The following is a 24,223-nucleotide window of genomic DNA, read 5'->3' on the forward strand; positions in this document are numbered from 1 at the left end:
GGCAAATCATCCGTCCGTCTTGGCTCAGAGCCGCCGGTTGCGGTACACTCTCCAGAGAGTGACAACCCTGCGCTGGAGGCGAGTTCATGCCGCGTCCCAAGTCCGGGCCCCCGCGCACCGGCCGCGAGGCGGCCCTGCGCGCGCTCTACGACGTCGACATCAAGGCAGCCTACGCGAACCTGGCCCTCGACCATCATCTCTCCCGCAGCCAGTTGGACGGGCGGGAGCGCGCCCTGGCCACGGAACTGGCCTACGGGGTGACCCGCCGCCGGGCCACCCTGGACTGGGCCATCGGCCAGGTGGCGGCAAGGCCCCTGGAGAAGATGGACCCCTGGGTGCGCAACATCCTCCGGGAAGCCGCCTATCAGATCCTCTACATGGACCGCATCCCCCCTGCCGCCGCCGTGGACCAGGCGGTGGAACTGGCGCGCCAGTACGGGCACGAAGGGGTGGCCAAGTTCGTCAACGGCGTGCTGCGCAACCTGATCCGCAGGCTGCCCGGGCTGCCGTGGCCGGACGAGGCCGCCGACCCCGTCCGGGCGCTGGCGGTGCAGCACTCTTACCCGGAGTGGCTGGTCGCCCAGTGGCTGGAGCGGTTCGGGCGGGGCGAGGCCGTGCGGCTGCTGGAGGCGGGCAACCAGGTTCCGCCCCTCACCGTCCGGGTCAACCGGCTGAAGGCGACCCGGGAGGAGGCGGCGGCTGCCCTGGCGGCGGAGGGGGTCCGCACCGAGCCCACCCGCCATTCGCCGCAGGGGCTGATCATCCAGGACCTCACGTCGGCCTCTTCGCTGGAGCGGCTGGAGGCGATGAAGCAGGGGCTGATCACCGTCCAGGACGAGTCGTCGATGCTGGCCGCGGCGGTGCTCAACCCACAGCCGGGCTGGATGGTGATCGACGTCGCCGCGGCCCCGGGGGGCAAGGCCACCCACCTGGCGGAGCTCATGGACAACCGGGGGCGGGTGATCGCCCTGGACATCCATCCGCACAAGGTGGCGCTCATCGAGGAGAACGCGGAGCGGCTGGGCACGACCATCGTGGAAGCGGTCTGCCTGGATGCCCGCCGGGTGGGGGAGGCCATGCCGGAACGGGCCGACGCCGTCCTCTGCGACCTGCCCTGCTCCGGCCTGGGCACGCTGGCCAGGCGGCCGGACGCGCGGTGGCGGAAAAGCCCGGAGGACGTGGAGGCCCTGGTACCGATCCAGCGGGCCATCCTGGAGTCAGCGGCGAAGGCCCTGAAGCCGGGTGGCGTTCTGGTCTACTCCACCTGCACGATCCAGCCGAAGGAGAACGAGGAGCTGGTGGAGGGGTTCGTCGCCGACCACCCCGAGTTCCGGTTCGACCGCGTCTGGGACTACCTGCCCGGGACCATCTCCCCGGAAGGCCAGGCGGAGGGCTACGTGCAGCTCCTGCCCCACGTGCACGGGACGGACGGCTTCTTCATCGCCAGGATGGTGAAAACTGGATAAAACCCCGGTTGAAACGGGCGCAGACCCCCGTTCCGTCCAAGAGGGCGGAAGGGGGTCATTGCGATGCGAAATCACACGCGGATGCTTCCCATCGCCGCCACGCTCCTGCTCGCGCTGCTCGCCGCCGGCTGCGCTGCCTCTCCGGGCGACCTGGCGAGCTTCGAGGATGCCGGGAGCAGGGAGATCGCGCATACCGGAGGCAGGGAGCCCGCAGGCGGCACGCTGGTCGACGGGGGCGGCAACGCCGCCGCCTGGGTCGATCCGGACGCCCTCCCGGCGTCGGGCGGCCGCCTGGCACAGGCAGTGGATCCCGACGCGCCCGTGTCGTCGGGCCAGCTCATGCCGGCGCCCGACGCCCCCATTCCGTCCCGGCCCGTCGGGTCCGGGAACGGCGGGGCTTCCGGCGGCGGGTCGTCGGGGATGGAGCCCGGCGTGATCTACCCCACGGCCCCGGCCGAGGGAGCGGGATCGAGCGGCTTCGCCGGTGAAGTCGGCGATCTCCGGTTGCTGTACTGCGGCGAGGACAAGTACGTTCACGGCCGCGGACGCGACCTGGATGCCCGCAAGTGCCTCTGGGACGCGTATCTTTCCAACCGGGCGGCGGCGTTCCGGACGGTGGCCTACACCATCGAGGGCGATCCGATCGCCTATGATCTGGACGCGCTGGGGCCGGACCGCATCCAGGTCCTGGTCGACAGCGAGGATCGATTCGGCGCCACGGGGGAGTTCCTGTATACGTGCACGGCCATGGAGTTCACCGATGACCTCGGCTTCGTCCTGAAGGGGTGCGCGCCCAACGAACCCGAGGGGAGCCGGGCCTTCCTGTCCGAGGAAGGGGAGCTGTACGTTCCCTGACACCGGACGTGATGGGGAAGGGGCCGGCGAAACGGCAACCGAGAGCACGCATTGCGGCAGGCCGCGGGCGGCAGGCGCCCGCGGCCCTTTCGCGGAAGGGGGCAGGGTGCCACGTGGCTCTCCGGTCGGGGAGCCGCTGTCGGTGGGGGGCTCACCGTGGACCAGGAGCTGGCCGTTGTCGCCAGTGCGCCGCCCGCCCCCGGACTGCCGGCCGTTTGACGCCCTGCGGCTGCCGTGATAGATTCGAGCGTAGAATCCACGCATTGCGAAGATTGCACAACAAGGAGTATCCAACACGCAGCGTGCTCCCCGCCGTTCACCCCATGCCTTGCCGGACCGCGCAACCACTCTTTCGGTGGGGGAGGAGAACATGCTTGTGCCGCATGCAAGCGGAGGGGACGCACTGCGTCCAGGTGAACAGTGAGGACGGCGGCGTGCTTCACGCCGCCGTCGCCGCCAGCGGTTGAGGCGGCCGGGGCTGCATGAAACGTTTGCCCAACCGCTGCCCGCGGGGTAAACTCAAAGGTAGGCCCTGTCTCCAGTGGAATCATTTCGAACAGGAGGACCCCGAGTGCAGGAATCCGGCTATGTGCCGCTGAAAATCGCCGACCCGGCCCTGCTCTTCGCCGAGCTCGGCCGGCAGCCCCTCCCGGGTATGAGCCTGGAGGAGATGGCCGACCTGATGGCGGACCTGGGCGAGCCCCGGTTCCGCGCCAAGCAGCTCTTCCAGTGGGTCTACCAGAAGGGGGTCAAGGACTTCGACGCCATGACCAACCTGCCGGCCCGGCTGCGGCAGCACCTGGCCGGCACGACCATGCTGCGGCTGCTGGAGAAGGAGACCGAGCAGCACGACCGGCGTACGGGCACCACCAAGTACCTGTTCCGCCTGGCCGACGGGTCGCAGGTGGAGTCGGTGCTGATGCGCCAGTCGTGGGGCAACTCGGTCTGCGTGACCACGCAGGTCGGCTGCCGGATGGGCTGCACCTTCTGCGCCTCCACGGTGGGCGGGCTGGTGCGGAACCTGACGGCGGGCGAAATCGTCGATCAGATTGTCATGATGCAGCGGGAGCTGCCCCAAGGCGAGCGGATCAGCACCGTCGTGCTGATGGGCTCGGGCGAGCCCCTGGAGAACTATGACCACGTGCTGAAGGCCGTGCGGCTGGTGCACGACCCCGAGGGGCTCAACATCGGCTACCGGCACATCACCATCTCCACGTCGGGCATCGTCCCGGGCATGCGGCGGCTGGCGGAGGAGGGGCTTCCAATCACGCTGGCGCTGTCGCTGCACGCCCCGACCGACGAGCTGCGCCGGCAGCTGATGCCCGTGGCCCGCATCTGGCCCCTCGCCGAGGTGCTCGCGGCGGCCCGGGAGTACGGCGAGAAGACCGGTCGGCGCGTCACCTACGAGTACATCCTCATCGAGGGCGTCAACGACGGCCCGGAGGAGGCGCGGCAGCTGGCCCGCCTCCTGAAAGGGGCCCTGGCGCACGTGAACCTCATTCCGATGAACCCGGTGGCGGAGCGGCCCCAGTACCGGCGGCCCGGTCCGGAGCGCGTCAACCGGTTCAAGGAGATCCTGGAGTCCAACGGCATTGCCACCACGGTGCGGCGGGAGATGGGCGGTGAGATCGACGCCGCCTGCGGCCAGCTGCGAAACCGTGCGCAGCGCAAGCATATGGGGAGATGAGATCACCGTGAGGCTGGTGTACGGCGAGCGGACCGATCCCGGCAGAGTGCGGCCGAGCAACCAGGACGCCTACCTGTTCGAGCCGCTGTCGGTACCGGGCGGCGGCGCCCTCCTGGCGGTGGCGGACGGCATGGGCGGCTACGACGGCGGCGAGGTCGCCTCGCGCCTCGCCATCCAGACGCTGCGCGCCTACGTGCCCCCCCGGGTGGAGGCGTGGGTGCGGGAGGGCTCCGTGGGCGAGGGGCTGGTCGAGGCGATCCATGAGGCGAACCACGCCATCCTGCAGGAGCAGATGGCCCGCGCGGAGCTGGCGCACATGGGCACGACGGTCACGGCGGTCGTCGTCATGGGGCCGCGCCTGTACGTCGGCCACGTGGGCGACAGCAAGGCGTTCCTCGTCGGTCCCCGGGAGGCCCGCCAGATCACCTCGGACCACAACGTGCCCGGGGAGCTGCTCCAGAGCGGCCACCTCACCCGGGAGGAGGCAGCCAACCATCCGCAGCGGCACGTGCTCACCCGCGCTCTGGGCGTCCGGCCGGACCTGCCGGTGGAGCAGCGGGAACTGGAGTGGGCCGTGGGCGATCTGCTGCTGCTTTGCACCGACGGCCTCTCCAACCTGGTCGCGCTGGAGGAGATCCGCGAAGCCGCACTCCGGCTCGAACCCGACGCCCTGGCAGAGTGGCTGGTCAACCTGGCCAACAGCCGCGGAGGCTACGACAACATCACTGTGCTTGCCGCCAGGTGGGAGGGATAACGGTCCTTGATCGGCACAATTCTCGGCAACCGCTACAGAATCGAGGAGCGCATCGGCGGCGGCGGCATGGCCGTGGTCTTCCGGGCCACGGACCTGCAACTGGGCCGGGAGGTCGCGGTGAAGACCCTCCGCGGCCAGTTCGGCGCGGACGACGAGTTCGTGCGCCGCTTCCGGCGCGAGGCGCACAACGCCGCCAGCCTTTCCCACCCCAACATCGTCCAGACCTACGACGTGGGGGAGGACGGCGGCGTCCACTACATCGTGATGGAACTGGTCACGGGCAAGACCCTGAAGGCGCTGATCCAGGAGCAGGGGCCGCTGCCGCCGGGCGACGCGGCGCGCATCGGCATCGCGATCGCCGACGCCCTGGCCCACGCCCACGCCCAGGGGATCGTACACCGGGACATCAAGCCCCACAACATCCTGCTGGGGCAGGACGGGCGGGTGAAGGTGGCCGACTTCGGCATCGCCCGGGCAGTCACCACCGACACCCTCACCCGCACCGGCTCGTGGATGGGCTCGGCCCACTACTTCAGCCCCGAGCAGGCCGACGGCCAGCCGGCGTCCGCCAAGTCGGACCTGTACTCGCTGGGCGTCGTCCTCTACGAGATGGTGACGGGCACCGTGCCCTTCCAGGGCGAGAGTCCGATCACCGTCGCTCTGAAGCACCTGAGGGAGCGGGTGGACCCGCCGTCGCACCTGAACCCAGAGGTGCCGGTGGAGCTGGACGAGATCATCCTGCGGGCGATGGAGAAGGAGCCCGAGGACCGCTTCGACAGCGCGGTGGAGATGCGGGACGCCCTGGCGGACTTCCTGCAGCTTCACCTGGAGGGCCGGACCCACATGCCGAGCGGGGACTTCCCCACGATGGACGTGCGGGCCGCCCGCGCCCGGTCGGCCGGCCAGCGGCGGGAGCGGGGACGGGCCAAGCGGCAGCGGGATCCCGAAACGGCCCGCAGGCGGGCCCGCATCCGGAACATCGTCATCGTCTCCGCCGTGGTGCTGGTGCTGCTGGGCGGCTTGGGGGCGGGCGGCTGGGCCCTGTGGAAGTTCCTGGACGTACCTGAGGTCCAGGTGCCGCCCATTGTCGGGGTGCACATCACCCAGGCCGAGGAGATGCTGGCTGCGGCGAAGCTGCAGCGGGCCATCGTCTCGGAGCGGCACAGCGACCTGGAGCAGCTGTACATCATCGAGGCCCGGCCCGAGCCCGGGTCCTGGGTGAAGGAAGGCGCCGTGATCGAGCTGGTGGTCTCGAAGGGGCCGGAGATCGTGGAGCTGCCCGACGTGGTGGGCATGAACCTCGACCAGGCCCGGGCCCGCCTGAAGAGCGAGCGGTTCGGGGTCGGCGAGATCAAGGAGCAGATCTCGAACCGGCCCGCAGGCGAGGTCATCGCCCAGGCGCCGCCGGCCCGCACGCCGCTGAAGGTCGGTTCCACCGTCACCCTCACGGTCTCCCTGGGGCCGCTGAAGGTGCCGGACGTGGCGGGCATGGCGTTGGACGACGCCCGCAAGGCCATCACCGACGCGGGGCTGGTGCCCGGCAGCGTCACGGAGCGGCCGGACGCCCAACCGGCGGGCACGGTGCTGGCCACCGTTCCGGCCGAGGGGAGCCAGGTGGAGCCTGGGCAGCGGGTGGACCTGGTGGTCTCCTCCGGACCGGAGCTGCTGGGGACCGAGTTCAGCAAGGAGCTGATCGTGCCGGGACCGTCGACGCAGAAGGTCCGGTTCCAGGTGGTGCTGATCGATCAGATCGACGGCGCCGAGGAGCCGCGCGTGCTGGTGGATGAGGAGCTGGAGGGCGGCCAGCGCGTCGTCGTTTCGGACAAGTTCTACGGCAGCGACGCCTACCTGATCATCAGCGTCAACGGCGTGGAGGCAGGCTGGGTGGAGCTGCCCTGACAAAGAGGTGGGGTCGAAGTGTGCCGGTAGGTCAGGTGATCCGATCGCATTCGAACATCTACTACGTGCTGGTGGACGGCCGTGAGGTGGAGTGCCGCCCCCGGGGCAAGTTCCGGCTGGACAGGCTGCAGGTGCGGGCCGGCGACGAGGTTGAGGTCACGCTCGCGCCCGACGGGGAGGGGCGCATCGAGAAGGTGCTGCCCCGCCGCAACTGCCTGGAGCGCCCGCCGGTGGCCAACGTGGACCAGTGCCTGGTGGTCTTCACCCTCGTCGAGCCCGAGGCCGACTACCTCTTCCTCGACCGGGTGCTGGTGCACGTGGAGCAGGCCGGGGTCGAGCCGCTGATCCTGCTCAACAAGATCGACCTGGTGGAGGAAGCGGATGTCGCCGCCTTCGTCCGGCTCTACGGCGACCTGGTGGGGTACCGGGTGCTGCCGATCTCGGCCGCCGAGGGCCGGGGACTGGACGAGCTCAGGCGCCACCTGGCGGGCAAGACGTCGGTGCTGGCAGGCCACTCGGGGGTGGGCAAGTCCCGGCTGGTCCGGGCGCTGGAGCCCCAGCGGGCGGACGTGCGCATCGGGGATCTGTCCGCCAAGTCGCGCAAGGGTCGGCACACCACGCGCCACGTGGAGCTCATCCCGCTCACGGGCGGGGGCCTGCTGGCCGACGCGCCGGGCTTCACGTACCTGGAGTTTCAGGACATCGACAAGTGGACGCTCCGCGACTGCTTCCGGGAGTTCGCCCGTTACCAGGCGGAGTGCCGGTACGCGGACTGCCTGCACCGCAAGGAGCCCGACTGCGCGGTGCGGGATGCGGTGGAGGCGGGGGCGATTCCGGAGAGCCGCCATCGCAATTACCTGATGTTCCTCGACGAAGTAGAGGCCATGAAGAGGTGGTAGTGCCCGTGTTCGAACCCAGGCGCTTGAAGGTTGCCCCGTCCCTGCTTTCCGCTGACTTCGCGGCGCTGGGCGCGGAACTGGCCGCCATCGAGGCGGCGGGAGCCGATTGGGCTCACCTGGACGTGATGGACGGCCACTTCGTGCCCAACATCACCTTTGGTCCGCCCGTCATCGCCAAGCTGCGGCCGCGGTCGAAGCTCTTCTTCGACGCGCACCTGATGATCCGCCATCCCGAGCGGTACATCGGCGACTTCGTCAAGGCGGGGGCGGACCTGATCACCGTCCACGCTGAAGCCTGCGACCACCTGCACCGGGTGCTGGGCCAGATCCGGGAGGCCGGCGTGAAGGCCGGCGTCGCCCTCAACCCCCACACGCCCGTGAGCGTGCTGGCCCACGTGCTGGACATGGTGGACCTGGTGCTGATCATGACCGTCAACCCGGGCTTCGGCGGCCAGCGCTTCATCGACGCGTGTCTGCCCAAGGTCCGGCAGGCCAGAGCGATGCTGGCCGAGGCCGGGCTGGCCGACCGGGTGGAGATCCAGGTGGACGGCGGGGTCGACCCGCACACCGCCCCCCGGTGCGTGGAAGCGGGGGCGACGGTGTTGGTGGCGGGGACGGCGGTGTTTGGCAAGGATGACTATGCGGCGGCCATCGCCGCCCTGCGGGGACAGCCGAGCGCCGACTGAGACAAAGGAGGTTGCATAGCATGGCGGCCGGCCAGTACGTGATCTTCCGTCTCGATGAGCAACTCTACGGTGCGGACATCGCGGTCGTGCGCGAGGTGAGCTACCTGGCCCCGGTCACGCGCCTGCCCAACACCCCCCACTTCGTGGAAGGCGTGATCGACCTGCGGGGCGAGGTCATGCCGGTGATCGACCTGCGCAAGCGGCTGGGGCTGCCGTCCCGGCCGGCGGACGGCGACAGCCGCATCATGATCCTCACCGTCGGCGGCGTCACGGCTGCGCTGGTCGTGGACGGCGTGGAGCAGGTGGCGACCATCGCAGACGAGGCCGTCAGCCTGCCCGACGACAGCCTGACGGTGGTCGGGCAGGATTACGTGTACGGCGTCGCCCGGATGAACGGTCGGCTGGTGGTGCTGATCGACCTGTCCCGGATGCTCTCCATCGCGGTGGCCTGAGTTCATGGTCCCGCTCCCGTTTCCGGAGGCAAGTTTTCCCCCCTGCCTACGTATGTTGGGGGAAGAACGGGTTCGCCGGGACGGGGAGGGGTCGCCGTGCGGGTGAGGCTGGGCAGGCGGAGGCCGCCGCGCAGGACCTTGGTGGGCTTCGTGCTGATCCTGGCGGGTGTCTCGATCGTGCTCACCGCCTTGCCTGGCTTCGTCTACGCCGCGGTGATCGGCGGACTGATCGCCTACATCGGCTACACGTTGATCGGCCGGTGAGCCATGGGACAGGGAAGGGGGGCACCTGTGTGCGCATCACCGTCATCCGACTGCCACGACCCTTAGGCAGAATGCTGATGGCCATCATGCGATTGTTTTCCGGCAAGCGGGGGGAAGGCAGGGACGCCGCGTAAGCCGCACCGGGCCCGCCTGCCGCCCGCTGGCCGGCCGCATCGGCCCTCTGTCCGCGAGGCACCCCGGCGGTCGATTGCCGCCGGGGTGATGCTTGGCTATAATAGGGAAGACTTGCCGCTTGGAGGTCGAAACGATCATGGCCGACTACTTGGTACGGGCCATTGGCGCAGGCGGGAACGTGCGCGCTTTTGCCGCGGTGACCACGGCGCTGACGGAGGAGGCCCGGCGCCGCCACGACACCTGGCCCGTGGCCACCGCCGCCCTGGGGAGGGCGCTGACCGGCACGGCGCTTCTGGCCGCGACCCTGAAGGATCCCAACGAGTCTCTGACCCTGCGGGTGGCCGGCGACGGCCCGCTGCGGGGCATTCTCTGTGACGCGGACGAGCAGGGCCACGTACGCGGCTACGTCACCGAGCCCCACGTGGACCTGGAACCCGCCGCGCGGGGCAAACTGAACGTGGGCGCCGCCGTGGGCACCGGCATGCTCTACGTCACCCGCCAGCTCGCGCTGCAGGGCATCTACACCGGCTCGTCCGAACTGGTCTCCGGCGAGATCGCCGAGGATCTGGCCTACTACCTCACCCGCTCGGAGCAGACGCCCTCGGCCGTGGGCCTGGGCGTGCGGGTGGGGCCGGACGGCGCCGTGGTGGCCGCGGGCGGTTACATGGTGCAGCTCCTGCCGGCAACGCCGGACGCCGACCGGGACCGGCTGGAGGAGAACCTGGGCCGGCTGGGCTCCGTCAGCCTGGCGGTGGAGCAGGGCATGACGCCCGAGGAGATCCTGTCCGTGGTGCTGACCGGGATCGACTACCAGATCCTGGAGCGCCGTGACCTGAGCTTCCCGTGCCGGTGCAGCCGGGAGCGGGCCCTGGGCGCAATCGCGCTGCTGGACGAGACCGAGCTCTCCGGCCTCGTGGAGGAGGGGCGGGGGGCCGAGCTCACCTGCCACTTCTGCAACGCCGTCTACCGGTTCTCGCCGGAGGAGGTCCTGCAGGTCCAGCGGGGGATGAAGGACAAGCAGTGACCGGTCCCGTGCGCAATGGCGAAAACCCGGCCGCTTTCTGCGGCCGGGTCTCATGACGAACGGGGAAGGTTAGATCGCCCGCTGCACCTTCCCGCTGCGGAGGCAACGGGTGCAGACGGTGATGCGCTTGACGCGGCCGTCCACGACCGCCCGGACAGTCTGCACGTTGGGCGACCAGGTCCGCTTGGTCTTGTTCTCAGCGTGGCTGACGTTGTGGCCGTGCGACACGCCCTTGTTGCAAACCTCGCACCGACGAGCCAAGGTCTGACACCCCCTCTTGGCGGAGCTCCAGCTCACCTCGTTCAAAGCACGATCCATATCATAACACAACGTGTGCAAACATGACAAGCGCGGGAGCGGCCGCCAATTGGGTGTGCCCGGCAGGAATTCGGCCGCCACAGGAAGAACATAACGCCGCTGGAAAGGGGGGAGCCCCGGTGGGGAAGGAGTTGATCACCGAACGGGGACGGATCTATGTCTCCAACGAGGTCATCGCCACCCTCGCCGGCATCGCCACCACGGAGTGCTACGGCATTGTGGGCATGGCCTCCTCCCGCATCCAGGACGGCATTTCGGAGCTTTTGGGCCGCGAGAACCTGGCCCGGGGCGTCTCGGTGGAGGTCGACGGCGACTCGGTGGAGATCGACCTCTACATCGTGGTCGGGTATGGCACCCGCATCTCGGAGATCGGGCGGAACGTCACCGACCAGGTGCGTTACGTCGTCGAGAGCTACACAGGGCTGAAGGTGCGGGCTGTCCGCATTCATGTCCGCGGCGTCAAGCTTGGACAGTCCTGAGCCGACGCCGCTTCAGGCACCCATTTCAGCCCCGCCGGACCTGCCGGTGGGGATGAGGAGGAACTCGTCCTTGAGTATTCAGACCATTGACGGCAAGGCGTTGAAGCAGATGATCCTCCGCGCGGCGGCGAGGCTGGACGCCGAAAAGGACGCGGTCAACGCCTTGAACGTCTTCCCCGTGCCCGACGGCGACACCGGAACCAACATGTCGATGACGCTGACCTCGGCGAACCGGGAGGTGGAGCGGGCCGGCGACCGGACGGTGGGCGAGGTGGCCGCCGCCCTGGCCCAGGGCTCGCTCATGGGCGCCCGGGGCAACTCGGGGGTCATCCTGTCGCAGCTGTTCAGAGGTTTTGCGAAGTACCTGGACGGGAAGGTCACCATCGACGGCCGTGACCTGGCCAGGGCCCTGCAGGAGGGCGTTGATACCGCCTACAAGGCGGTGATGAAGCCCGTCGAGGGCACGATCCTCACCGTGGCCCGGGAAGCGGCTGCCGCAGCGCAGCAGGCCAGCCGGAAGGACCGGTCGGCGGCGGCCGTCATGCGTGCCGCCGTGGAGGCCGCCGAGGCCGCCCTGGCCAGGACGCCGGAGCTGCTGCCGGTGCTGAAGAAGGCCGGTGTCGTCGACTCGGGCGGCAAGGGCCTGACCGTTATCTACCACGGCTACTACGAGGCGCTCTCGGGCGAGGCGTCTGACGTGGCCACCGTCCCGACCCAGATTCCGCCGGAGGAGGAGCCCGTCCGCACTCGGCACGACACCTCGCCGGCGACGCAGGTGGCCTTCCGGGTGGACGAGGAGATCTCCGACATCCGCTTCCCGTACGACTGCGAGTTCTTCATCCGGCGGTACCGGGACGGCGGCCCGATCCCGATGGACCACATCGCCAGGGAGCTGGAGCAGTGGGGCGACTCCATCTACGTGGTCGGCAGCGAGGACCTGGCCAAGGTCCACGTGCACGCCTCGAACCCCGGTCCGGTGCTGTCGCTGGCGATCCAGTACGGCGACCTGATCGATATCGTCATCCACAACATGCGGGAGCAGCACGCTGACCTGTTGCGCAATGCCCAGCCTGCGCCGGAGGGGGTGGACGCGCCCCAGGCCGCGGTGGCGGGCGTCGCCCCGGCTGCGCAGGCGGAGGCCCCCGCCCCGGAGGAGGAGCTCCCCACCGCCGTGGTGGCCGTCGCGGCCGGCGACGGGATGGCGCAGATCTTCCGTTCCCTGGGCGTGAGCCAGGTCATCGAGGGCGGCCAGACGATGAACCCGTCCACCCAGGACCTGCTGGATGCCGTGGAGCGGTGCCCCAGCCGGCAGGTGTTCCTGCTGCCCAACAACAAGAACATCATCCTCGCGGCCGAGCAGGTGGTCGCGCTGACCGACAAGAAGGTCTACGTGGTGCCGACCCGCTCCGTGCCCGAGGGGATCTCGGCCATGGTGGCCTGGATGCCCGACGAGGAGGACGGCGAGCGGCTCTTCCACAACATGAAGCAGGCCATCGCCGCGGTCCAGACCGGCGAGGTCACCTACGCCGTGCGGGACACGGTGTACGAGGACCTGGAGATCCGTCAGGGCGACATCCTCGGCCTGTGGAACGGCAGAATCCGCAAGGTCGGGAAGGAGCCCGAGGCGGTGCTGACCGAGCTGCTGGAGGCGATGGTGGCCGAGGCCGGCGGCGAGGTGATCGCGGTGTACTACGGCAACGGGATCAATGCCGAGCGGGCCGAGGCCGTGGCCGAGCAGCTCAGGGAGCGCTTCCCCGACCACGAGGTCGAGATGCAGTACGGCGGCCAGCCGCTCTACCACTACGTGTTCTCTCTCGAATAACATGAGCCGTGTGCGCCGGCGGGCGCACGCGGGCTTCACGCACATGCCGTGTCAGGCTGACCCGGCGGAGCCGCAGGCTCCGCCGGGTCAGCTTTTGCGCGCGGTGGCACTCCGGCCCCAGTTTACATAGTGTGATGGAGCACTGCGTCTGCGCGGACGGGAGGGGTGAGCGGTGCCCGACAACCCCAAGGTCACGGTCGTGATTCCCGCCTACAACGCAGCCCGCTACCTGGCCGAGGCGGTGGAGAGCGCCCTGAACCAGACCTACAGCAACCTGGAGGTGCTGGTGGTGGACGACGGCTCCACCGACCGGACGCCTTTCCTGCTGGAGCGGTACGGCAGGGCCATCCGCACCATCCGCAAGCGCAACGGCGGGACTCCGTCGGCCCTGAACGAGGGGATCCGGCAGGCGAGGGGCGAGTGGATCGCCTGGCTGAGCGCGGACGACGCCTTCCTGCCGGAGAAGCTGGCAAAGCAGATGGCGTACGCGGAGGCCCATCCCGAATGCGCGCTCATCTACACCAACTGGTTCGTGGTGGATGGACGCGGGAAGACGGTCTCCCACCTGGCCTCACCCACCTTCCGTTCCCGGGCCGACCAGGTCGAGAAGCTGCTGCGCGGGTGCGTGATCAACGGGTCCACGACCCTGGTCCGCCGGGACGTCTACCTGCGGGCGGGCCTCTTTGACGAGTCGCTGCCCCAGGCCCACGACTGGGACATGTGGCTGCGGCTCGCCCGGGACTACCGCTTCGGCCACGTGGCCGAGCCGCTCCTGCGCTACCGCTGGCACGGCGAGAACCTGAGTGCCCGCCCCGACGCCCTGGCCTACAACGACCGGGTGCTGGCGAAGGCGCGGGCCTACCTGCAAGGGTGGCTGCCCGGAGGGGGAGGTGGAACCTAGTGACGCAGCGGAAGAACCCGCGCCTGCTGGTACTGGCCTGTGACGGGCTCGACCCCGATGTGATCCTGCACAACCTGCACCGGCTGCCTTTCATCCGGAGCCTCTGTCAGGGCGGGGGCCACGGGGTGGTGGAGTCGGCGGTGCACTCCTGCGACATCTGGACCACCCACTACACCGGGCTGCCCCCGGAACAGCACGGCGTCCAGTTCAGCCGGCTGGCCCTGGCCAAGCAGCCCGCTGACCTGAGCGCGGTGAAGACCGACCTGTTCCTGTGGGACTGGCTGAACCGCCACGGCCTCACCGTGGGCTTCGTGGAGCCCCTGCACGCCTATCCCGCCCCCCGGGTGCAGGGCTTCTTCGTCTCGGGCTCGCCCAGGCCCAGCCTGGCGCAGACCGACCGGGCCGTCTGGCCGCCGGCGCTGAAGCCGCTCATCGACCGGGAGTATATGGCCAGCCTGCCCAAGCCGCCTTCCCTGAAGGACCTGGGCGTTGACAAACCCTTCAACGAGCTCACGGACGCCGAACTGCTGAAGCTCCTGGACGGCTACTTCGCCGACGCGCCGGCCCTGCTCCGGCCGCACCTGAACTGGTACCTGGACCTGGTCGAGCGGCTGTGGACCGAGGTCCCGTGCGACGTGCTCTGGGTCTACTTCATGGAGACCGATGTGCTGGGCCATTTCCTGTTCAACGCCGACCCGCCCGAGGTGCTGGTGCAGGTGTACGCCGAGATGGACCGGGGGTTCGCCCGCCTCGCCCAGCGAACCGGCGCGGAGGCGGTGCTGCTGCTCTCTGACCACGGCATGACGCCCATCGCCCGGCTGCTGACGCAGCCACAGTCCACCCCGCTCATGCGGAACCTGGCCGAGGAGTACCGGGTCGCCGGGACCCGGCTGCTCCGCCCGGATCTCGCCGTGGTGCAGGGCTACAACCGCGGCCTCTGCACGGGCACCCACCGGGACCGGGCGTTCTACGCCGTGCGCTCGCCCCGGGTGCGGTCAGGCGTCAGGGCCGACGTGCACTTTCACGACCTCTTCGGCCTCTTGCTGCGCGTGCTCGGGCTCCCGGTTCCCCCGGGGCGCCGGGCCTACCGCGGTCCGCTGTTTCCCGAGCCGGCTCCGGCCCCGGGTCCCGCCCGTGCTCCGACCCCGGGCCCCGGCACGGCGCCCCGTGCCGCAACGGCTCCGGGGACCACACCAACCGTAACGACGAAGGGGGTGCGGCCCTTGCGCATCGGCATTCTCACCTACGGGATCCACAAGGGCGGGCGCGGGCGCACGGTCGCCCGTCTGGCCGAGGGGCTGGCCCGCCGGGGGCACGACACGTTCATCCTTATGCTGGAAGGCCAGCCGGTCGCCTATCCGGTCAGGGTGCCCATCCACCGGATGCCCGCTTTCGAGCCGCACAAGTTCCCTCAGGCGGACGTCATCATCCCCGCGTCCCTGGGGCTCATTCCCAAGGCCCTGGGCCGCTCCTCCCACGTGACCGTTCCGCTGCACTTCCGCTTCGAACCGGACGTCGCCTACGACGCGCGCACCGCCCTTCACGTGGTCAGCCTGCCTTACCGCTCCATGGCCACCGCCGCGCCGGTGGCGGCCCGGGTGCAGCAGCAGAGCGGCAGGCCGTGCCACCCGGTGCCGCCGGGGGTCGACACGGCGATCTTCAAGCCGGGGGCGCGTCCTCCCGGGGGCCCGAGGCGGGTCGGATTCATCTACCGCAGCCCGGCCCTGGGCTACGGCTTCAAGGGCGCGGACTGCTTCTTCACCGCCATGCAGCGGGTGCTGCACGAGGAGCGGGACGTGCGGGTGTGCCTGCTCAACCCCGACGGGCTGCCGGTGGACGCGCCGATCCCGGTGGAGGTGGTGGAGGCGCGCAGCGACGAGGAGATCGCCCGGTTCTACCGCAGCCTGGACGTGTTTGTCACCGCCTCCGTCAGCGACGGCGCGCAGCTCGGCGTGCTGGAGGCCATGGCCTGCGGCACGCCGGTGGTGGCCACCGACGCGGGCGGAATCCGGGAGTATGCCACCCCGGGGATCAACTGCTTCATGGGTCTTCCCAACCATCCCAAGATGCTGGGCGACCTGGTGCTGGCGGCCCTGCGGGACCGGAACCGTGCCAGGGGCTTCGCGAACGCCGCCCTGCAGATGGTCCGCACCCGGACCTGGGACGCGTTCGTGGATGCGGCGGAGGCGGCCGTGCAGGCGGCCTGCGCCGAGCGACGGAGGGAGGCGAAGCCATGAGGACGCCCAGACTGCTCGTGCTGGCGTGCGATGCCGCCGATCCCCACCTGATCCTGGCCCACCGACGGCGGCTGCCCACGCTGGACCGGCTGTGCCGGGAGGGCAGCTACGGCATCATCGACTCGCTCACCCGTTCCGGCGACGTCTGGACCACCTATTACACGGGCCTGCCCCCCGAGGTGCACGGCATCCAGGCCGTGCGTCTCTCCAAGTCCAAGGAGCCGGCCGACCTCACCAAGGTGAAAACGGACCTGTTCCTGTGGGACTGGCTCAACCGCTGGGGGCTGAGCGTCGGCTTCGTGGAGTCCCTCTACACCTTCCCCGCGCCGCAGGTGAACGGGTTCTTCGTGTCCGGCGTTCCCCGCCCGCCCCACAGCCAGACCGACCGGTCCGTGCACCCGCCCGAACTGCGCGCGCTGATCGACCGGGAGTACGTGGCCGGCATCCCGAAGCCCCCGAAGCTGAGGGATCTGGGGATCACCAAGCCCTTTGCCGAGCTGTCGGACCAGGAGCTGAGGGAGACCCTGGCCCGCGGCTACTGGACCAACATGCCGGAGCTGCTGCGGCCGCACCTGGAGCGGTACGCGGACCTGGTATTCCGCCTGTACGAGCGGCGCCCGGTGGATGTGCTCTGGGTCTATTTCCTGGAGGCGGACTACGCCGGCCACTTCCTGATGCACGAGCAGCCGCCGCGCACCATGGTCCGGGCCTACGCCGAGCTCGACCGCATCTTCGGCCGCCTCATCGCGCGGCTGCGGCCCGAGACCGTCCTGTTCATCTCCGACCACGGCATGCTGCCCATCGGTCACCTGCTCACCCGGGAGCCCCCGAACCCGGTGATGGCGGAGATGGTCTGGGAGTACCGGCAGACACGGTACCGGCTGCTCTCGCCCGACCTGGCGGTGCTGGAGGGGCAGAACGGGGGCATCTACAGCGGGACGCACAACTACCAGGGGTTCTACGCGCTGCGGGGGCCGGGGGTCTACCGGGGGCAGCGCTCCGATATCCACTTCCACGACGGCTTCCGGCTGATCGTGCGCGCCGCCGGGCTGCCGGTGCCGGCCGGGCGGGCCGGGCGGACGCCGCCGGTTTTCAACGAATTCTCGCAGCGCCGCGCGGCGGAATACGACCAGCAGCAGTGGGCGTCCAACCCGGATTATCTGTCCGCCTTCCTCGCCTTTGCGGACCTCAGGCCGGAGCACCATGTGCTCGAGGCAGGGGTCGGCACCGGCCAGGTGGCGGCCGCCGGGGCACCGCGGGTGGCGCGGTACGTCGGGCTCGACAACTCGGAGGAGATGCTGGTCCAGGCGCGGCGGAAGGTGCCGGGGCTCCCCCTGGTGCACGCCGACCTGCGGGCCGTGCCCCTGCCGGACCGGTCCTTCGACCGGGTGCTGGCCCGCTCCGTGCTGCACCACGTGACCCAGGGGCTCGACCAGGTGATGCGGGAACTGTACCGGGTGCTGCGCCCGGGCGGACGGCTGGTGATCGGGGAGGGCATTCCGCCTTCGCCGGAATCGGTGGCCCACTTCACCGAGGTCTTCTCCCTGAAGGAGGAGCGGCTGGTGCTCCTGCCGGAGCACCTGGTGCAACTGCTGGAGCGGGCCGGATTCGTCGACATCCGGTTCCGGCGGTATGTGATGCCCCAGGTGAGCGTAAGGGGCTGGCTGGAGCGGTCGGACCTGTCGGATGCGCTGAAGGCCCGTCTGCTGGAGATGCATCGGACGACGCCCCCGGCGGTGCAGCGGGCCTACCGCACCACCATCACGGAGGACGACGTCCTGGTCGACTTCACGTTCGCCCTGGTGAGCGGCAGCCGCCCCCATTGGTGAGCGGGGGCGTCAGCGGTTCAGGCAGGACCCACCGGGTGCGGGGTCGAATGGAAATAGGGCACCCCCTGGCAGGCCGCGGGGAAGTCCTGCCAGGGGGTTCGTCTTCCACAGGGAATCGGTGGGAGCCATTGCAGGAGGACCTCGTGAAGCAGAAAGTCATCGTTCCTGAGCTGATCATCATACGGGCCGTGTCGTGCCTGGCCGTGGTCCTGATGCACTCGATCACAATGCTGATCGGGGACCCCGAGGTGAACCGCGGCCTCAACACCGCCCGGCTGTTGCTCCTGTTCGCGACGCCCACGTTCGCCTACATGTCCGCGTTCCTGATCGGCTACTCCAAGTCGCAGCGCCCGTACTTTGAGACGCTCTGGCTGCGGGTGAAGTACCTGATCCTGCCCTACCTGATCTTCGCCGTGGGTTACGCCTGCTGGCAGCACTACCAGTGGGGGGCGCCCCTGGTGGACCGGATCCGGTACAACATCGCGGGCGGCTACCACGGGTACTTCGTGCTGGTCGTCTTCCAGTTCTACCTGTTCCACCCGCTGTTCCGGCCGATCCTGGAGCGGGTGCCGGCGTGGGTGGGCGTGCCGGCCGCGGGCCTGGTGAACATCGGGTACCTGGCGGCCCTCAACCTGGGCCTGGTCTCGATCCCCTACCTCGGCTTCCACGCGTACCGGCTGCTGCCCGCCTGGTTCTTCTATTACGTGCTCGGATACTATTCCGGCCGGGACCGGGACCAGTTTCAACTGGTGCTGCGCCGGTGGTGGCCGCTTTCGGCGGCGCTCCTGGCGTGCGGCGCGGGGCTGCTGCTGCGAAACGCCCTGAGCGGCTTCCTGCCGGACGTGACCTCGCAGCGGTTTGAAGTGGTGCTGTACGCGGCGGGGGTCATCCTCCTCGCCTTCCCGCTGGCGGGACGGGCCCGGCGGATCCCCTCGGTGCTGAACCTCGTCAACCGGGCCTCTTTCGGGATCTACCTGCTGCACTGGTTCTTCCTGGAGCTGTTCCGCCGGTGGGTCGTGCGGATTCCGGGCCTGCCGAAACCGGCGGGGATTCTGCTGCTCTTCGTGCTGGCCGCGACCGCGGCGGCGCTGGTGACCTTCGCGCTCAACCGCTGGCGGTGGGGCGCCTACGTGGTGGGCCGGCTCGGGGTGGACGGCAGCAAGGCCAGGCTGGCGCCGCCGCCTGGGTCTGCCGCAGCCCCCGCCGAGGCGGCAACTCGTTGAACGCGCAGCCATCGAGGCCGGGCGTTGCGCTCTGTCGCCTCGATGGCCTGCTTTTTCGGCCGTGTCCGGTCAGGTCCCTCTGCTCGCCTCGTGAATGGCCGTGAGCGCTTCGTGCATCTCCTTCCAGGTGCGCTGCCAGCTCCAGTCGCGGGCGGTGGCGACGCCGGCGGCGCCCAGCCGCTGCCGGAGGGCCGGATCGCCCAGGACAGTGAGGATCGCCTGCGCAAGGGCCATCGGGGTCCGGGGGGGTACCAGCAGGCAGTTGACCTGGTGCCGGGCGTACTCGCCAATGCCCCCGCAGTTGGTCGCGACCACGGCCGCGCCGCAGCTCATGGCCTCCAACGGCGGCATGGAGAAGCCCTCGAACCAGGAGGTGGAGACGAAGACCGCCGCCTGCTGATAGAGCTCGGCCAGCTCCGCGTCCGTGGGCGCGACCACCACCCGGTGCGGGTACGGCAGATGGACGCGGCAGGCCACGGGCGTGACGATGGTGAGGGGAAGGCGGGGGTAGCGCTGCATGACCGGGCCCAGGGCCTGGACGAAGTCGTCGGTGCCCTTGAAGCCGTACCCCAGGGTCTTGTCCCGCCAGATATACAGGATGCCCGACCGGGGCGGGGCGTCGGGAGGCGGCGGCACGAAGGTCTCCTGCTCGATGCCGAGGTGGATGACCTGCGGTCGCCGGCCGGCCACGGCTTCGATGCGGCTGGCCAGCCACTGGGAGATGGCCAGGGTGGGGATGGGGAGCAGGTAGGTCTCCTTCGCCCGGGGGTCCTTCACCCACAGCGGCTCGTAGCCCAGGCTGAACCGGACCACCTGCCCCGCGCCGCTCTCCCAGGCCGGCGGCACGGTGCTCCAGAAGTTGGTCAGGATGATGTCGGACTTGGGGAACGCATCGGGGACGATCCAGGGAACCGAGATCACCGGAACGGTGACCTTCCACTGGATGCCCCCCCGCTCCGGGATCAGGAACGCGACGTCGTGGCCGTAGGCCGCCAGCCCTTCGGCCACCCGGACGAGGGTGCGCGTGCCCCCGCCCAGCTCCAGGTTGAACGCCGGAATGGTGATCTTCACGGGTCCCTTGCCTCCTGCGGCTGGACATGCCCCTGCATGATCTGCCGGAGGGCGTCCTCCAGCTGGTCGCCGAAGCGCTTCCACGTCCACACCGCCGCGGTGCGCAGGCCGCCCTCCGCCAGCCGGGACCGCAGGTCAGGCTCCCTGAGCACGCTCAGGATGTACCCGGCCAGGCGGTCGGGCTGCTTCGGCGGGCTGAGCAGGCAGTTCTCGCCCGGGCGGGCGTAGTCGCGCACGCCGCCGCAGTCGGTGAGCACCACCGGCGTGCCGCAGGCCATGGCCTCCAGCGGGGGCAGCGAGAGCGCTTCAAACCAGGAGGCCAGCACGTAGACGGCCGCACGGTTGTAGGCCTCGGCCATCGCCCGGTCGTCCTCGGGCCGGATTTCGGTGAAAGGGAAGGCGAAGGGGGGAGGCGGGGTTCCGGGGGAGTCGCCTTCCGTGGCAGCCACCAGCACCCGCACGTCCGGCATCTGGCGGCGGACGAGCTCCATGGCCGCCGCGAAGTCGCCGTTGCCCTTATAGTGGTAGCCGTGCGCCTCCGACCGGTAGATGAAGAACACCGTCCGACCGTCTCTCGGCGCGCCGTCCAGCGGACGGAAGACGCGGCCGTCCACGCCGGGCTGGGCGATGAAGCAGTCCTGTCCGGTCGCCTCCCGGATGATCCTGCGCAGATGCGGCCCCAGTGTGATCACCGGAAAGCCCTGGAGGTACGTGTCCAGGGCCGCTTTGTTCTCGGGCACCCACATGGGCTCGAACCCGGTGCTGAACCGGACGACCCGGCCCTTGCCGCTTTCGGCGGCGGGCCTGACCGTCGGCCAGAAGTTGGGCAAGATCACGTCGGCCTCCGGGATCACCGACGGCGTGATCTTGCTGACCCGTTTGACCCGGGATTTGAGCGGATAGGCAAGGGGGAGGCCCTCGAGCACGACCACGGTGACGTCGTGACCCCGCTCGACCAGCTGGTTGGCTGCCTCGGCGATGACCCGGCAGCCGCCGCCGCGGTGGAGGTGCAACACGGGGATGACGACCCGCACAGCGGACCCCTCCAGTCACTGAACTGCTTCCGCCTGCGCGGCGCCGCGCGGGCGTTTGGCGCGCGGCTGCGGCGCCCCTTCGGCGGTTGTCGGAAGCTGCGGTGTCTGCACTGCTCCAGTGTATGGAGGGCCGGGCGGGGGTGTGTCGACCGGTCACCTTATTATGTCGACGCACATACCCTGATGCAGACCGAGACGCCAGGGGGGTGACCGTTGGCCGTGAAGGTCTGTGTCGTGGGCGTGGGCAACATCGGAACCAATCTGCTGACCTCCCTGCGCCGCAAGGGGGTGCAGGCGGTCGGCGTGGAGATTAACCCGGACCGACGGGCCGCGCTGGCGGCGGCCGGGGTGGACGGCGTCTTCGCCGGTCCGGACGAGGCCGGCGCCCCGGACGTCTGGATCCTCACCACCTCGACGGGGCCGGGGATGAGCCACATCCTGAGCGCCGTCCGCAGCCTGTCTCCCAAGCCCGGGGCGCTGGTCTCGGTGGAGTCGACCCTGCCGGTCGGGGGGACCGCCCGGCTGGCCGAGGCGTTCCGGGAGCGGGGGTACGTGCCCGGGGAGACCTTTCACCTGGCACACGTGCCGCACCGAATCCTGTTCGGCGTGGAAGAGACCGTCTTCGACGCGCCGCGGGTGGTGGCGGGGGTCACGCCCGCCTGCCGGGATGCGGCCATCGCCTTCTACCGGCCGCTGGTCCCGGTGCTGTACCCGGTGGACGACGTGCGGGTGGCGGAACTGTCCAAGATCGTGGAGAACGGGCTGCGGTACCTCAACATCGCGTTTGCTGAGGCGCTGTTCGGCTACTGCCTGGAACACGGGCTGGATTGGGCCCAGCTCCACGGGGCCGTGAACACCAAGCCCAACGTGGAGCTGCTCAACGTGGACTTCGGCATCGGCGGCGAGTGCCTGCCGAAGGACATGGGCTTCCTGCAGGAGGCCCTGCAGTCGCCCCTGCTGGAAGCGGCCGTCGCGGCCGACGAGGCCCACCGGGCCCGGCTGCGCCGGCTGGCGGGCCCGCACCGGCGGGTGCTGGTGATGGGGCTGACCTTCAAGCCGGGCTTCCCGGACACCCGGTTCAGCCGGGCGCGGGAGCTCGCGGAGGCGCTTGCGGCCGACGGCAAGGAGGTCTACGTGTACGACCCGGCCCTCGGGCCGGAGAAGGTCACTGAGCTGGGCTTCCGGTGGGGGGATCCCGGCGGGGCGTACGACCTCATCTACCAGCGCCCCCTGGCGATTCGCACAGCAGCAGAGGAGGAGAAGCGTGGCCAGGATACTCGTGACGGGCAGTAAGGGGACCCTGGGGAGCCGGCTGGTGCAGCAACTGGAGCAGAACGGCCACGAGGTATGGCAGATGGACACCCGCCACGAGGCCGACGAGCGGTACTTCCGGGCGGACGTGGCCAACTGGCGGCAGCTGGAGCGGGTGTTCGAGCAGCCCTACGACTACGTGTACCACCTCGCCGCCGAGTTCGGGCGCATCAACGGCGAGGAGTATTACGACACGCTCTGGCGTACCAACGTGATCGGCACCCGCAACATCCTGGAGTTTCAGCGGCGCAAGGGCTTCAGGCTGATCTTCGCCAGCTCCTCCGAGGTCTACGGCGAGACGAAGGCCGAGGTGCTGGACGAGGATCTGCCCCTGCGCCAGCCCATCATCCCGCACAACGATTACGCCCTCACCAAGTGGGTCAACGAGATCCAGATCATGAACTTCGAGCGCCGCTACGAGGTGCCGGTGGTCCGGCTGCGCTTCTTCAACGCCTACGGCCCGGGCGAGCGCTACCACAACTACCGGAGCGTGGTCTGCCTGATGGCGTACCGCGCCCTCACCGGCCGGCCGTGGACCGTGTACGAGGGCTACTACCGCACGTTCATGTATATCGACGATTTCATCCCGACGCTGGCCCGGGTCGCGGACCGCTTCAAGCCCGGCGAGGTGTACAACATTGGCGGGACGGACTTCCGGAGCGTGCGGGAGCTGAGCGACCTCATCCTGCAGCTCACCGGCGCCGACCCGGGGCTGGTCACGTACCTGCCCGAAGACAAGCACAACACGGTGAGCAAGCGGCCGGACATCACCAAGGCCATGCGGGACCTGGGCCACAACCCGAAGGTGACCCTGGAGGAGGGCCTCCCGCCCACCATCGACTGGCTGCGGCGGGAGTACGGGCTGTAAGGGGGGAGCTGCCGTGGGGGAGTGGCAGAGCAAGAAGGTCCTGGTGACCGGCGGAACGGGCTTCATCGGCAGCCACGTGGTGCAGGCGCTGCTGGCGGAGGGCGCCCGGGTGCGGGTGCTGGCCCACTACAACGGCGGCGGCCACCTGGGCAACCTGGCCGAACTCGCTCCCCAGGAGCGGGCGGAGGTGGAGGTGGTCTGGGGCGACCTGCGCGATCCCGATTCGGTGCGCCGGGCGGTGCAGGGAATGGAACGGGTGCTGCACCTGGGCGCCCTGATTTCCATCCCCTACTCCTACCTCGACCCCCGCAGCTACGTGGATGTGAACGTCACCGGCACGCTGAACGTGTTGCTGGCCTGCCGCGACCTGGGCGTGGAGCGGCTGGTCCACACCTCCACCAGCGAGGTGTACGGGACGCCGGACACGGTGCCCATCGCGGAGACCCACCCGCTGCGGGGCCAGTCGCCGTATGCCGCCAGCAAGATCGGGGCCGACAAGCTGGCCGAAAGCTTCCACCGTTCCTACGGCCTGCCGGTGGTGACCCTGCGCCCCTTCAACGCCTACGGGCCGCGGCAGTCCACCCGTGCCCTGATCCCGACCATCCTCACCCAGGCCCTCTGGGCGCCGGAGATCCGGCTGGGGAGCCTGTGGCCGCGGCGGGACTACACCTACGTCACCGACACGGCGCAGGCGTTTCTCCGGGCCGGCAGCGCGCCCGGGGTCGAGGGGATGGTGCTCAACGCCGGCTACGGCGCCGACGTCTCGGTGCAGGAGCTGGTGGAGATGGCCCTGCGGCTCACGGGCCGCCGGGTGCCGGTGGTGGAGGCGGCGGAGCGGGTGCGGCCCGCCGCCAGCGAGGTGGCCCGGTTGCTCTGCGACCGGACCCTGGCCGAACGGCGGCTGGGCTGGCGGCCGCAGGTGACGCTGGAGGAGGGGCTGCGCCGCACGCTGGCCTTCATCGAGCGCCGGTTCACGCCGGATATCCTGAAGCAGACCATCGTGTAGGAG

Annotated in this window: 22 protein-coding genes; 19 read left to right on the forward strand and 3 right to left on the reverse strand. The window is 69.8% G+C overall.

Annotation, left to right across the window (positions count from 1 at the left end; translation table 11 throughout):
- Positions 1-86: 86 nt before the first annotated feature.
- The 10 genes from rsmB (at position 87) to hslO (ending at position 10,121) form a co-directional block, all read left to right on the forward strand.
- Positions 87-1,466 (forward strand): 16S rRNA (cytosine(967)-C(5))-methyltransferase RsmB, encoded by a 1,380-nt coding sequence (gene rsmB, locus STH_RS06835; protein WP_011195479.1) that lies wholly within the window; start codon positions 87-89, stop codon positions 1,464-1,466.
- Between the two features lie 63 nt (positions 1,467-1,529).
- Positions 1,530-2,321 carry a hypothetical protein gene (locus tag STH_RS17085; RefSeq protein ID WP_011195480.1) on the forward strand — a complete coding sequence of 264 codons (792 nt, stop codon included), beginning with the start codon at positions 1,530-1,532 and terminating at the stop codon, positions 2,319-2,321.
- A 571-nt stretch (positions 2,322-2,892) separates the two neighbouring features.
- Entirely contained in the window at positions 2,893-4,008 is a 1,116-nt protein-coding gene (gene rlmN, locus STH_RS06845) for a 23S rRNA (adenine(2503)-C(2))-methyltransferase RlmN (RefSeq protein WP_011195481.1), read from the forward strand.
- 7 nt (positions 4,009-4,015) lie between these two features.
- Positions 4,016-4,762 carry a Stp1/IreP family PP2C-type Ser/Thr phosphatase gene (locus tag STH_RS06850; protein WP_050742155.1) on the forward strand — a complete coding sequence of 249 codons (747 nt, stop codon included), beginning with the start codon at positions 4,016-4,018 and terminating at the stop codon, positions 4,760-4,762.
- Positions 4,763-4,768: 6 nt separating this feature from the next.
- Complete coding sequence (pknB, locus tag STH_RS06855; protein ID WP_011195483.1) at positions 4,769-6,661, forward strand: Stk1 family PASTA domain-containing Ser/Thr kinase; 1,893 nt, start codon at positions 4,769-4,771, stop codon at positions 6,659-6,661.
- A gap of 20 nt (positions 6,662-6,681) precedes the next feature.
- A complete protein-coding gene (gene rsgA / locus STH_RS06860) occupies positions 6,682-7,560 on the forward strand; it encodes a ribosome small subunit-dependent GTPase A (protein WP_011195484.1) in 879 nt (292 codons plus the stop codon).
- Positions 7,561-7,565: 5 nt separating this feature from the next.
- Entirely contained in the window at positions 7,566-8,246 is a 681-nt protein-coding gene (rpe, locus tag STH_RS06865) for a ribulose-phosphate 3-epimerase (protein ID WP_242654583.1), read from the forward strand.
- A 20-nt stretch (positions 8,247-8,266) separates the two neighbouring features.
- The gene (locus tag STH_RS06870) at positions 8,267-8,698 is read left to right on the forward strand and encodes a chemotaxis protein CheW (RefSeq protein WP_043713678.1); all 432 of its coding nucleotides are present in this window, start codon (positions 8,267-8,269) and stop codon (positions 8,696-8,698) included.
- A gap of 96 nt (positions 8,699-8,794) precedes the next feature.
- Positions 8,795-8,962 (forward strand): hypothetical protein, encoded by a 168-nt coding sequence (locus STH_RS18720; RefSeq protein ID WP_011195487.1) that lies wholly within the window; start codon positions 8,795-8,797, stop codon positions 8,960-8,962.
- Positions 8,963-9,215: 253 nt separating this feature from the next.
- Positions 9,216-10,121 carry an Hsp33 family molecular chaperone HslO gene (gene hslO / locus STH_RS06875; RefSeq protein WP_242654584.1) on the forward strand — a complete coding sequence of 302 codons (906 nt, stop codon included), beginning with the start codon at positions 9,216-9,218 and terminating at the stop codon, positions 10,119-10,121.
- Between the two features lie 69 nt (positions 10,122-10,190).
- Here the strand turns inward: hslO and rpmB are convergent, their stop codons facing one another.
- Positions 10,191-10,382, reverse strand: a complete 192-nt coding sequence (gene rpmB / locus STH_RS06880; RefSeq protein ID WP_011195489.1) for a 50S ribosomal protein L28 — start codon at positions 10,380-10,382, stop codon at positions 10,191-10,193.
- A gap of 176 nt (positions 10,383-10,558) precedes the next feature.
- Here rpmB and STH_RS06885 point away from each other — a divergent pair, with 176 nt between their 5' ends.
- The 6 genes from STH_RS06885 to STH_RS06910 all read left to right on the forward strand — a co-directional run bounded on the left by STH_RS06885 (position 10,559) and on the right by STH_RS06910 (position 18,930).
- Positions 10,559-10,918 (forward strand): Asp23/Gls24 family envelope stress response protein, encoded by a 360-nt coding sequence (locus STH_RS06885; protein WP_011195490.1) that lies wholly within the window; start codon positions 10,559-10,561, stop codon positions 10,916-10,918.
- 70 nt (positions 10,919-10,988) lie between these two features.
- Entirely contained in the window at positions 10,989-12,740 is a 1,752-nt protein-coding gene (locus STH_RS06890; protein WP_011195491.1) for a DAK2 domain-containing protein, read from the forward strand.
- Positions 12,741-12,912: 172 nt separating this feature from the next.
- Positions 12,913-13,641, forward strand: coding sequence for a glycosyltransferase (locus STH_RS06895; RefSeq protein ID WP_011195492.1), 729 nt, complete (start codon positions 12,913-12,915; stop codon positions 13,639-13,641).
- On the forward strand, positions 13,641-15,878 hold the full coding sequence (locus STH_RS06900; protein WP_011195493.1) for a glycosyltransferase: 2,238 nt from the start codon (positions 13,641-13,643) through the stop codon (positions 15,876-15,878). Before STH_RS06895 ends, STH_RS06900 begins: the two co-directional genes overlap by 1 nt.
- The gene (locus tag STH_RS06905) at positions 15,875-17,707 is read left to right on the forward strand and encodes a methyltransferase domain-containing protein (protein WP_011195494.1); all 1,833 of its coding nucleotides are present in this window, start codon (positions 15,875-15,877) and stop codon (positions 17,705-17,707) included. The genes STH_RS06900 and STH_RS06905 overlap by 4 nt, the downstream gene beginning before the upstream one ends.
- A 143-nt stretch (positions 17,708-17,850) precedes the next feature.
- Entirely contained in the window at positions 17,851-18,930 is a 1,080-nt protein-coding gene (locus STH_RS06910) for an acyltransferase family protein (RefSeq protein ID WP_011195495.1), read from the forward strand.
- A 69-nt stretch (positions 18,931-18,999) separates the two neighbouring features.
- On the opposite strand, the gene STH_RS06915 is transcribed toward STH_RS06910, so the two are convergent.
- Together STH_RS06915 and STH_RS06920 are read right to left on the reverse strand one after the other, a co-directional pair.
- The gene (locus STH_RS06915; protein WP_011195496.1) at positions 19,000-20,001 is read right to left on the reverse strand and encodes a glycosyltransferase family 4 protein; all 1,002 of its coding nucleotides are present in this window, start codon (positions 19,999-20,001) and stop codon (positions 19,000-19,002) included.
- Complete coding sequence (locus STH_RS06920; RefSeq protein WP_011195497.1) at positions 19,998-21,035, reverse strand: glycosyltransferase family 4 protein; 1,038 nt, start codon at positions 21,033-21,035, stop codon at positions 19,998-20,000. Before STH_RS06920 ends, STH_RS06915 begins: the two co-directional genes overlap by 4 nt.
- A 219-nt stretch (positions 21,036-21,254) precedes the next feature.
- On the opposite strand from STH_RS06920, the gene STH_RS17915 reads away from it, so the two are divergent.
- The 3 genes from STH_RS17915 to STH_RS06935 are packed head-to-tail and all read left to right on the forward strand — an operon-like array spanning position 21,255 to position 24,220.
- Positions 21,255-22,328, forward strand: coding sequence for a UDP binding domain-containing protein (locus STH_RS17915; protein WP_011195498.1), 1,074 nt, complete (start codon positions 21,255-21,257; stop codon positions 22,326-22,328).
- Complete coding sequence (locus STH_RS06930; protein ID WP_011195499.1) at positions 22,300-23,214, forward strand: NAD-dependent epimerase/dehydratase family protein; 915 nt, start codon at positions 22,300-22,302, stop codon at positions 23,212-23,214. Before STH_RS17915 ends, STH_RS06930 begins: the two co-directional genes overlap by 29 nt.
- 13 nt (positions 23,215-23,227) lie before the next feature.
- Positions 23,228-24,220: an SDR family NAD(P)-dependent oxidoreductase gene (locus tag STH_RS06935; protein ID WP_011195500.1), complete on the forward strand. Its 993-nt coding sequence runs from the start codon at positions 23,228-23,230 to the stop codon at positions 24,218-24,220.
- The last annotated feature ends 3 nt before the right edge of the window (positions 24,221-24,223 follow it).

The sequence above is a fragment of the Symbiobacterium thermophilum IAM 14863 genome, from assembly GCF_000009905.1.
Lineage (GTDB): Bacteria > Bacillota > Sulfobacillia > Symbiobacteriales > Symbiobacteriaceae > Symbiobacterium > Symbiobacterium thermophilum.